General features: G+C 43.5%; 8 protein-coding genes. 2 read left to right on the forward strand and 6 right to left on the reverse strand.

Features of this window, described 5'->3' with window-relative positions:
* Positions 1–38: 38 nt before the first annotated feature.
* The 5 genes from CRO21_RS00475 to CRO21_RS00495 form a co-directional block, all read right to left on the reverse strand.
* Positions 39–1,292 carry an FAD-dependent oxidoreductase gene (locus CRO21_RS00475; RefSeq protein ID WP_097077402.1) on the reverse strand — a complete coding sequence of 418 codons (1,254 nt, stop codon included), beginning with the start codon at positions 1,290–1,292 and terminating at the stop codon, positions 39–41.
* Between the two features lie 36 nt (positions 1,293–1,328).
* On the reverse strand, positions 1,329–2,948 hold the full coding sequence (locus CRO21_RS00480; RefSeq protein ID WP_097077403.1) for an ABC1 kinase family protein: 1,620 nt from the start codon (positions 2,946–2,948) through the stop codon (positions 1,329–1,331).
* A gap of 24 nt (positions 2,949–2,972) precedes the next feature.
* A complete protein-coding gene (locus CRO21_RS00485; protein WP_097077404.1) occupies positions 2,973–3,644 on the reverse strand; it encodes a ubiquinone biosynthesis accessory factor UbiJ in 672 nt (223 codons plus the stop codon).
* A 38-nt stretch (positions 3,645–3,682) separates the two neighbouring features.
* Positions 3,683–4,636, reverse strand: a complete 954-nt coding sequence (ubiE, locus tag CRO21_RS00490; protein WP_097077405.1) for a bifunctional demethylmenaquinone methyltransferase/2-methoxy-6-polyprenyl-1,4-benzoquinol methylase UbiE — start codon at positions 4,634–4,636, stop codon at positions 3,683–3,685.
* A 161-nt stretch (positions 4,637–4,797) separates the two neighbouring features.
* Positions 4,798–5,505: an FFLEELY motif protein gene (locus CRO21_RS00495; RefSeq protein WP_097077406.1), complete on the reverse strand. Its 708-nt coding sequence runs from the start codon at positions 5,503–5,505 to the stop codon at positions 4,798–4,800.
* Positions 5,506–5,857: 352 nt separating this feature from the next.
* On the opposite strand from CRO21_RS00495, the gene pap reads away from it, so the two are divergent.
* On the forward strand, positions 5,858–7,288 hold the full coding sequence (gene pap / locus CRO21_RS00500; protein ID WP_097077407.1) for a polyphosphate:AMP phosphotransferase: 1,431 nt from the start codon (positions 5,858–5,860) through the stop codon (positions 7,286–7,288).
* A 35-nt stretch (positions 7,289–7,323) separates the two neighbouring features.
* Here the strand turns inward: pap and CRO21_RS00505 are convergent, their stop codons facing one another.
* On the reverse strand, positions 7,324–7,833 hold the full coding sequence (locus CRO21_RS00505) for a hypothetical protein (RefSeq protein ID WP_097077408.1): 510 nt from the start codon (positions 7,831–7,833) through the stop codon (positions 7,324–7,326).
* 313 nt (positions 7,834–8,146) lie between these two features.
* Between CRO21_RS00505 and CRO21_RS00510 the strand changes: the two genes are divergently transcribed.
* Positions 8,147–11,758 carry an exodeoxyribonuclease V subunit gamma gene (locus tag CRO21_RS00510; RefSeq protein WP_097077409.1) on the forward strand — a complete coding sequence of 1,204 codons (3,612 nt, stop codon included), beginning with the start codon at positions 8,147–8,149 and terminating at the stop codon, positions 11,756–11,758.
* Positions 11,759–11,760: the final 2 nt, after the last annotated feature.

Consider the following 11,760-nt stretch of genomic DNA (forward strand, 5'->3'; position numbering starts at 1 on the left):
CTGTGGATAACTTATTGTTTATCCGCATATCATTTTGCTTATTTTTTGGCAATTTCAGCATAGTCTATTTGCTGTAACAGATTGGTTTTTAAACCTGAAATGGTGATTGCCATCTCCTTGCGTAAATAGGGCACATGATACATCCAGCTAAACATTAAATTGCGTAAACCACCAGCCCACCATAATTCTGACTGATACAGGGGCGTGAGTAGGCGACTAAGTGATTGATACATAAAAATGGAAGAGCGGCGCAGCTGGTGGTAATGCTGCCATAGCAGGGACCACTCAATTTGACGATAATGTGTCGCCAGTTTTAAGGCTTGACTGAGTGCCCAAGCATCAAGCAATGCCATATTTGCACCTTGCCCTAGTTGTGGACTCATGGCATGGGCCGCATCACCAATGACACCCATTCTGCCTTCACCATATTGCGACATTACGACATCACGATAATGTGCCGATAACCACTGCATAGGTTGGGTAGAATCAGCAGATAGCTGCTGCAACCACTCTGCCACGATGGGCCAACGGTCCTGGATTTGGGCAAGCCAGACCGATTTGGGTTGTTGTAGAAAATGGTTTAACTGGGTAGTTGGCAAACTCCAGAACACACTGGACAGTCGTTGTGCATTGGCTTGAGGAATACTGCCGGTAGGCAAAACGCCCATCATAATATTGGCACGATCATAAAACTGATGTAGGATTTCTCGATTCAAGCTTGGGCACTCTGGCACAATACTCCATGCCGCACCCCACGGATAGGGTCGGTCCAGTTTGACCCATTGTGATGGACGTAGGGTACTGCGCGCACCATTGGCAATAATCACCGCATCAAACGCTGCCTCAAATGGAAGCTGTTGATGTTTACCTGTCAAGATCACTTCATTGGCTGTGTGTCGAATATTGATGACATCATGCTGCATACACCATTGCACTTGATTGCTCGGTGTCAATGCGGTTTGCAGAATATGGCAGAGCGTCGCCCGATGGATACCAATACCGAAGTATTTGGCATTGGCCTGTGTATAGTGGCTATCAACAATCAACTGTCCCGATGGCAATTGTCCTTCCAGCCCTGTGACTTTGGCGCCGAATTTGATTGCCTGATCCAGAACACCCAAATGTTCAAATACTGCCAAACCTGAAGGTTGCAGTAATAGTCCGGCACCTATAGGATCTAGCGTTTTGGCTTTTTCAAAAATCGTGACAGCGATATCTTGCTGTGCCAGCATTCTGGCCAGTGCCAGACCTGCTGTACCCGCACCGATAATGGCAAAACGTAAGGCTTTCATTTGTATCCATGCCTACAGATTAAATTTATCCGTAGACTATTTGGATATGCGCCAAACACTAAGCAATACACTTAAAATGATCAATATGATGGAGACAAACCACGGGCTAATGATGGCAATACTAAGAAGGATCAGCAAGAAACTGCCAAAAATCCAGTTAAGGCGTTGTTGCTGCGCAACTTGCAGACGTAAATTCTGTATTTCCCTTAACTGTCGGTCTTGCCATGTGGTTTGATTTTTTAGACCATTCAGACTATCAATCAGCATACTGGGTAAATCCTGTGCGCCAAGTAATAGATCCGGAATCTGTTGTCCCAGTTCTTTGACATTTTTGACAGGGTTCATTTGCTGTTTAACCCATTCGGTGAGAATCGGTTTGGCCAGTTTCCAAATGTCTAAGTGCGGATAAAGATCGGTACCCAGTCCTTCAACATGCACCAGCGTTTTGAGTAAGAGCATCAATTGTGGTGGAATTTCCAGACGGAAACGACGGGCAATGTCCATAATTTGCAGTAGAATGCCGGCAAAATCCAGTTGATCCATTGGCTTTGATACCATCGGGCCAACAGTACGGCGCATTTCACGGGCCAGTGCATCTTTGTCAGTATCGGGTGGAATCCAACCTGCCTGATGCACAATCTGAATCAGCTGCATAAAATCGCTGTTCATCACCGCCAGTAACATTCGCGCCACTGTCATCTGATCCTGCTTAGACAGTTCTCCCATAATGGCGCAGTCCAGTGCGATATAACGTGGACTCTGCGGATTAATGGTTTCGACAAAGACATTGCCTGGGTGCATATCGGCATGAAAGAAATTATCGCGAAATACCTGCGTAAAGAAAATAATCAAGCCTTTTTCGGCCAGATCGGCACGATCCATACCCAGACGATCAAAGGTTTCGGTATCCGAAATCGGTACACCGGTGATGCGCTCTGCAACCATCACATCTTTGCTGTCCATATACACTTCTGGCACATACATCATGCTAGAGCCGGTAAAATAATGCCGCATACGTCGGGTATTATCGGCCTCAATGGTCAAATCCAGCTCATTCAGAATAATCCTGCGATAATCCTGAATAATTTCTGATAAATGTAAGGCTCGTGCGGCTTCAAGACGTTGTTCCAGTGATTGACCCAGCCATGCCAGAATTTCAAAATCCTGAATAATCTGTTCACGAATATGCGGGCGGGTGACTTTTACCACCACTTCCCGACCATCATGCAGTGCTGCGGTATGCACCTGTGCAATGGAGGCGGCCGCCAATGGTTTATCGTCAAAGCGAGCAAATAAAGTATCAATATCTGCTTTTAATGCTTCACTAATCCGAGTTTTTGCCACATCAACATCAAATGGTTTGACCCGATCCTGTAATAATGTCAATTGGCTTAAAATTTCAGGTGGAATTAAATCCCGGCGTGTTGACAGCAATTGCCCCAGTTTAATCGCTAAAGGCCCCATATCTTCTAGGGCTTCTTTGAGCTTAAGCGGATTTCTTTTTTCCTTGGAGGACCAGGCGGCAGGATGGGCACGAATGAGTTTTAGGATCGGCCTTGCTTTATTTGGCAATTCGTTGGCAGGGACTAATATGTCCAAACGGTAATGTGCTGCGATACGCCATAATTGCAAAAGTCTGGAAAGGTGCGGAACCATAAACTTCAATCCTGAAACGATGATTTAAATGTTGTGTGATGCATCAAACTGCTGTGAAATCTGTTGGATTCTGGCCTCAATACGGTCTATTTGCTGATTGAGCTGACGTGTCTGTTGTTGCAGATCAGTCATTTGCCAGCGGCTGGCAAATAAACCGGAATCTTCTTTTAAACTATCGCTAAACATAAATTCGGCACTTTTGGCCGTTTTCACCAGATGTTTTGGAAGAGATTGAAATTTGCCAATTTCATGTGCCAGTGTCGGGCCGATCCACGGGCTTAAATGTGCAGCCAGATCAGGATCGACTTGTGCCATGATTTCTTTTAGCGCAAAAAGCAGATGATAATCGCCCTGTAAGGGAATATTCCCCAGCGCATCATCTTTGCTATTCAGCAGCTTGAATAGTTCCACCAGATTTTTAACCTGTAACGTGGCGGTCGCTTCGTGCACAGTTTGCTGCGGATCGAACGGACGTTGTTCAAAAATGCTGGGTTGCTCTGCCTGCCCAAGTGCCGTAGGTTCAAAGCGTAGTTTGTCCTGATCAAAATAGACATCGACACTTAAACGCGGTGTATCAATAACAACGCGTAAACATTGTCCTTGTAAGGCATTGAGTTTAAGACGGGTAATCGCATCGAGATCAATGATGCGATTGATGATGGCTTCGGCAGCACCCAAGGCTAAAATTGACCACATAATCGGCCTCGATGTTAAAAAGATTGATGTAGCTAAAGTTAAAGTTTAAAACCACGATGCACGGCGACAATACCACCTGTCAGATTGTGGTAATCGCAGTTTTTAAAGCCTGCATTTTCCATCATGCTTTTTAATGTACGTTGATCGGGATGCATACGAATCGACTCTGCCAGATAACGATAGCTTTCCGAATCATTGGCAATGATTTTACCCATTAATGGTAGTGCAGTGAAGGAATACAGGTCATACAGTTTTGAGAAGGGTTCAAATACCGGTTTTGAAAATTCCAGAATCAGCAAACGGCCACCCGGTTTCAACACACGGAACATGGACTGTAACGCAGCATCTTTATCGGTGACATTACGCAGGCCAAAACTGATGGTGACAAGGTCAAAGCTATTGTCGGCAAAAGGTTCTAAGGTTTCGGCATTGGCCAGTACAAAATCGACATTGGTGCAGCCTGCATCAAGCAGACGATCACGACCAACATTGAGCATGGATTCGTTGATGTCTGATAAAATCACATGACCGGTTTCGCCAACTTCACGACTAAAAACCTTGGCCAGATCACCGGTCCCTCCGGCAATATCCAGCACTTGCTGGCCACGACGTACACCGGATAGATGAATGGCGTAGCGTTTCCATAAACGGTGAATACCCAGTGACATCAGGTCATTCATCAAGTCGTATTTACTGGCAACAGAATGGAAAACTTCGGCAACTTTTTGCGCTTTTTCTTCGGTATTAATGGTTTTAAAGCCAAAATGTGTGGTTTCTCCGACATTGCCGGTATTGGCACCACGCGGAAGATTATAATGGGGAATATTCTGATTTGATGCTGTACTATTTTGCGCCAGTGTTTGTTGTTGACCCTGTGCAGTGCCTTGTGGTAATTGTTCGGTTAAAAATGGACTTGGCTTTTTCTCTGGCAAAGCAGTGCTGTTTGGGTTTGATGTCGTTTGATTTTCTATGTTTTGATTGTCGTTAGACATGTCGCACTCCTAAGACGAATAATTTTCTCAACTTTGGCAAAGATAACATATTCAAGGCCAAACCACATGGCTATCTGGCAAAATTTAGTGCATTTATGCTGTGTGTTTGTATGATGTTAAGGCATTGATTAAAGCAAACACACAACACAATCTAATCAAATTTATAGCGCAAATGGTTGTGGATGACCTGCATGTACTGCCGCAATAATTTGTCTTTCTTTGCTGGTAAATATACCGACAAATTTTTGTGCAGAATCGAGTGGTTGCATGGCCTTAAAGCCTTCATCAATAAAGTCGTAAATTGGATCAACTTTATAATGATAAGCTAATTTTTTTGATAATTTAAATGCAGTTTTGACCATGCGAGAACGTACATACAGGTCAAGTTTTTCCCCGAGCAATTCTAGTAATTCCATTTGATGATAGCGCGCATTGGCCTGATCACACTCCAGATATGCCTGGCGCATGATGTCGTCATTGAGTGGATAATTCTCCGCATAATGTGCCAGAAGATGTTTGGCAATATCCTCATCCAGTTGAATCGATAATCGCGCCAGTTCAACTCCGGCATCACCGGTTTTTAAGGCCGATGCCGGAATCACTTTTTCCACAATATGCACATGATTGACCAGACGACGAATCTGGAAGGCAAGCTGATTAAAGTCTTCTGCGCCATACAAACGATTGAGAAAATAGGCGGCCATCAACTGATGTTCAGGTTGTTTAAAAAATGCGGCATGGGTGTTTTGCATGCGCTGTTTTTGCCAAAGCTGAACATCATGTAAACGCTGGGCTAAAATAGGGTTGCGATGACTTTCAAGATTGTCATACAAATCGAGTTGCTGTTGCAGAAATTCAAATTTTGACATGTGATTCCCAATATTGATCTCTTACCGAAAGCCCCTGATTGGTAGTCGGTAAGGTGATTTTATCATTCTCGGCTAATATACGTGAAAGGTATATGCATTGACATTGACCATTTGATTCATACACTGCTGTTGTTGTGCGAAATTTTAAAATATAGATCAGACATTGTGACAAGCAGTCCATAATTTATAAAAATAGGCTTGCCAGATCGTCCTGAAATTGTGTAAAAAAGTATCAGTATGCTGTAATGCGAAAATAGATGTCCTATGATGTTTACTAAGTAGACCCAATTGACCAATGTATTTGAATAAATTCAAGTCATTTCCCGCTAAATTAAACCGAGCACATTTAAAAATGTCACAAAAATCACATGACGCTGTAGAACAACAGGATGAAAATCAACTGTCTTTTGATCTGATTGAAGCACAATATCAGCTCAAGGCAGGTCGGGGCAGCACGCAGGGTAAAAGCGTATTGGTTCTGGTTAGCGGCATTGAGTTGGCGGGAAAAGGTGAGGCTGTGCAGCAATTAAGGGAATGGGTCGATCCCCGCTATCTCATTGTGAAGGCCGATGTGCCACATCCACTGACTCGGGAACAGCCGTTCTGGCAGCCGTATGCCGGTTTTGTGCCTGCTCAGGGGCAACTGACCTTGTTGTTCGGGAATTGGTACAGTGATTTACTGGCTACTGCAATGCACGTGTCCGAACCGATTAGCGTGGAACAATTTAAACATTATGTCGAAGACATGCGGGCATTTGAACAGGATTTGCAGGCCAATCATGTCCATGTCGTTAAAGTCTGGTTTGATTTGTCGTGGAAGGTCTTACAAAAACGTCTGGATAAGCTCGATCCTACGGTGCAGAAATGGCAGCAACTACATGGGCTGGATTGGCGTAGCCGCAAACAATACGATACCTTACAGCGCATACGGCAATACATCACGGACGACTGGATTGTGATTGATGGTGAACATGAAACTGCACGCGACCAGAATTTTGCCCGTCATATTTTAACTGCGTTAAAACAGCCATTATCCGAAATTACACCCAAGCCGATTACCGGACGCTGGAAAAAATCTAAAATTCCCCATCAATTGCTGAGTTTTGAACAAGACGGCTTAGCACAAGCAGAATATAAGGCAGAACTGAAAGATTTAAGCAAACAAGTGGCACAGGCACTACGTAAAGAGCGTAGAAATGTGGTGATCTTATTTGAAGGTATGGATGCTGCCGGTAAAGGTGGGGCAATTAAACGGATTATCAAAAGACTTGATCCTCGCGAATATGACATCTATACCATTGCTGCGCCAGAAAAATATGAATTACGCCGTCCTTATTTATGGCGCTTCTGGACAAAATTACCAAAAAACGGTGGTATCGCCATCTTTGACCGTTCATGGTATGGACGAGTGCTGGTAGAACGACTGGAAGGCTTTGCCAAACCTTATGAATGGAAACGAGCCTATGCGGAAATTAATCGTTTTGAGCAGGACTTGATCGAAAATAATACGGTGGTGATCAAGTTCTGGCTTGCAATTGATAAAGATGAACAGGCACAGCGCTTTAAGGCAAGGGAAAATACCCCACATAAACGTTTTAAGATTACCGATGACGACTGGCGTAACCGGGGAAAATGGGATTTATATCTTCAGGCAGCTGCGGATATGTTTGAGCATAGCAGCACCGAATCGGCACCATGGCATATCGTGGCAAGCAATGATAAGCATACTGCGCGGATTGCTGTATTAAAGCATATTATAGCGCAGCTTAAAGCGACGCCATAATATTTATCTATCCAGCAAATTGCTTCACGGAAAAATCAGGCGTTTACCACCTGATTATTTTGCTGTGCCAATAAACGCTTAGCAGTTTCATAGCAATCCTCGACATGGGTTTCGGCAATTTTTTTCATGATGATATAGCCCAGTGTTCCGGCCACGAGAGAACCGCCCAGTGGAATGAATTTGGTCACTTGTTTGGTGACAAATTTTCCAATAAGACCATTGATGGATTGTTTCACTGCGGTACGTGCGACCACAAAACTTGATAATTCAAAGCCGCGTTTGCGTAGTTCATTCCAATGCACTTTTTTGGTGGCTGGATCATAGACACTCATTTGCTCAGGGGTAAGACCAAACTTTGCATTAATCTCTGGCAATAGCGTGGTCAGTACACCCAAGTCCACCACCAGATCAAAAAAAGGTACAGGTACGACGGCTGCGCCTGCCGAAATAAAAGCCCGTTTCTTAATGAGTTCCAGACTGTCCAGACGAGCTTGTTCCAGATTAATATGGGGATCGATCCGATTTGGCACTTGTTTTAATTTCATTGCTGATTTTCCTCAAATTTCCTCAAAAAATTTTTCTTAAGCCAAGTATGTTTCAATATTTTATCGCATTGTATAAGTGCATTGAACTGCCTTAAACAGTGCCATAATTTTAAAAAAATGTATAGAGAACATACGTATCTGAACATTGTTGTTTGGTGATACTTTATCAGTAAATTGTGTATTACATCGACGGATAAACCAATTGTTTACGACATAATATGTCGTAATGTGGCCCAATCCATCTGGTTATTTGACAGGCTTTGCGCTAGGATTTACAAAATTGCATAAAATAGACGAAGGATACAGGATCCGCATGAGCATTGATGTCATTCAGAGTCAAAACCTGGAAATTTTGCTTGAAGCTGTATTACATGTATCTTCACCCAAACAAAAAAGTGCAGCCGAACTGTTTAAAGCAAAATATTTTATTGTACCGGAGCATGGCACGGGGCAATGGTTACAACAGAAAATAGCCGAAAGAAACAGTATTAGCGCCAATATTCATTTTATGGGATTGCGGACATTTCAGTGGGAGATGTATCAGCAAGTATTAGGTGGTGATGCAATTGCCAAAGCACCACAGATGCTAAATATGAAATGGCGGATTTTCTTATTTTTAGCCAAATATTTATCTCAGCCCTTGACTGCACAGCATGCTTTGTTGCCTATTTTTCAGCGTATTGCACAGCACAGTGATTTTATTGCAGATCCGGTACAAAGAGGGATCAAGCAACAGCAAATGTTGTACTGGATTTCAGACCAGACCTCACGTTTATTTGCCAACTATATTATCTATCGCGGGCAGTGTTTAAATGGTTGTAAACCACCGTGCCATTGTCGGCAAAACTGGTTGAGTTTCTGGGGCAATGATGAAGCGCTCAATGTCGAAAAATGGATTCGACAACCCGAAAAAGAGGTACAACAGAGCCAGCCACATGTGGTCGAACATGCCATTGCACAGGCACAATCTTTGGAGGCGTGGCAACGCTTTATTTGGAAAAATGAATTTGCAGAAGATTTTGCCGCCATGCAACAGATTGATACAGATTTTTGGACGGCATTAAGTGGTGATGACGCTGCGCTGTATATCAATCGATTACCCAAGCAGATTTATTTGTTTACCTTGTTGGAGTTGCCGCCATCACAACTGTTTTTTTTACGTCAACTGGCGCAATACATTTCGGTACAGATTTTTCACTATACGCCTTCACAGGAATATTGGGCAGACAGTGTCGATCCCAAATGGAAAGCCAAATATGCGCTGAAATATCCTGAGGCGGCAGTGTATTATGAAAGTCGTCATCCTTTACTGACACGTTTAGGTAAACAGGCGCGGGACATTAGTGCTTTATTGAGTCAGTTGGCAGGTGGTGAGGAAGGACAATGGCAGGATTTTTTTCCGGATTTTGCAGCACAAAATATACTGGAAAAAATTCAGTCGGATATTCTGCATTTACGTGAACCGACCCCCGCAAGTTATGCATTGTCAGAGCAGGATCAATCGCTACAGTTGCATGTGTGCCACTCTACGTTGCGTCAACTTGAAGTATTAAAAGATCAACTCATTTGCTGGCTAAATGACGAGAGCGAAGGCAAACGACAGGCCGCAGATATTCTGGTGCTGGTGCCAAATTTGCAGGACGTTGAACCACTGATACGGACTGTGTTTGCACAAAACTATTTATTACAGAATCATTTGTTGCCCAGTCACGCATTACAAGGCCATGCAACAGGTCATGTGAATTTGCCGATCAAGATTGCCGGTGTGCCATTACTAGATGCAGTGCAACTATGGCAGGCGTTGACCTTGCGAATCAAATTACTACAGCAGCGTTTTAGTCTGGATCAGTTGATGGACTGGTTGAGCCTGTTGCCGATTCAGGTGATGTATCAGCTGAACTTTGAATATATTCAGCGAATCAGTGAATTGTTGACGCTTGCAGGCTTTAAGCGCGGCTTTGATGCCAAACATTTACAACAAAGCTTAAGCCCTGAGGATCAGGATTATCGTTTTAGTTTTCGTTATGCACTGGATCGTTTGACCTTGGCGATTGCCATGCCCGAACATGCGATTTTTGCCGATGTGCTGAGTTTGACCGAGGTGCGACCTAGCGATTTTGAACTGATCAGTACCTTGATGAAGATTTATCAGGATCTGGATCAGCGACGGGATTGGCTATTACCACAAGCACTTGCAGAACAGCAAACCCTTATGCAGGGTCTGGCGATATTGGAACAGGAAATACAGCAATTTTCCCAAGTCACAGGGATTGAGCAAGTTCAGCAAGCTATCCAGAAACTTAAGCGTATTATCGAGGTAACCCATGCGGAAAATGTGCAATTGCCATTGCAATATTTACTCGATGAAATTGATAATAGCATCGCACATCAGGTGGCACAGACCGAACCGACCGGACAAATCACTTTTGCACAAATGGGGCAATTGCGTCCTTTGCCTTATCGTTTGATTGTCTGTCTGAATCTGGATACAGGTACTTTTCCCAATCGGGATAATCATATTCCTTTTGATTTGATGGAATTATTACGTGCAGAATTGGGTGATCGCTCACGCTTAGAAGATGATCAGGGTGCATTTTTGGATGCATTACTACAGGCAAAAGAAAGTTTCTGGATGTTTTATAACGGCTTTGATGTCAATGATCATGAAGTGCGTGATCCATCCAGCATCGTACAGGAGCTAATTGCACATCTTGCCATGATCGTTGCACCCGTTGCACAACAACCGGAAAAGTTGGTGATTGATGGGATTGAAATCGCTAGTCAATTAAAACCATTGTTTCATATTCATCCGTTACAGCCTTTCGATCCGAAAGGCTTTGCTTCCGAGCAGTACCAACGTTATCAAAATCAATGGTTTTATGTGGCACAGCAAATCACGCAGCCGCAGCAAGATGTGTTTAACTGGTTGAATCAGCCCTATCCGCAGCAATCAGAAGACCTGTTGATTATTAATGCCCAGCAATGGATTGCCGATTTAAGCTTTCCGGCCAAACATTTCCTGAATCATGTCGGAATACAGAATATTGCGGGATTATCGGCACTGGATAATGTGGAACCTTTGCAATTAAATGGCTTGCAGAAATATCAGGTACGGGATTATTTGCAGCAGTCATGTAACCAGCTTTCCGGCACTATATCGGCAGACGATCCAGTGGTTTCAGATGATATCGCCCAGTTTGATATAGCATTGCTACAGGATCAGTTGCCAATTGGCAAAATGCAGCATGCCACATGGCAAATGGCAGTGGGTGAATATCAACTGGTTGCAGAACGTCTGGCATATTATGGTGGACAAATTACCACCCTTACTCAGCGACAATGGCATTTTAATGCACAGATACAATTTCGCCTGTATCTACCAGAAGATGATCAGTCGATTCGCTGGGTTAGTTTGTCGGCATCAAAATGTCGTGATGAACGGCCTTTAAAAATCTGGCTAGAATATTTGTTGTGGCGGGCAAGTTCTGATGCCAGTGAAAATTTACAACGCATTGCACTTTATCAAAATGTGTCCTTGATCATTCAGGGCTTAACGCAAATGGATGCCCAACATTACTTAAATGATTGGCTCGAAGTCTGGACACTGGCACAGCAAAAACCATTTATTTTACCGCCAGTACTGTTTGCAAATTTATTTATAGATCGGCCGAAATGGGCATTTGATGATCAGGACAGAAGCTATATCGAAAATTATAAAAAATTGGAACAACGCTGGCTCGGACAGAAATTTTATCAAAGTGGTGGGTTTGATCAATATCAGGATAAAGGCTGTTGCTGGCAGGCAGATTGGGCATTATTGCTGATTGATCAGGATGCCAGAGCATTACTCAATCAATTTACCGAGCAATATGCGGCACGGCTCTATCGTCCCTTAAGTGAGTTTATTGAAGTGGTTGAGGCATAACG

Source organism: Acinetobacter puyangensis, assembly GCF_900096995.1.
GTDB classification, from domain to species: Bacteria; Pseudomonadota; Gammaproteobacteria; order Pseudomonadales; family Moraxellaceae; genus Acinetobacter; species Acinetobacter puyangensis.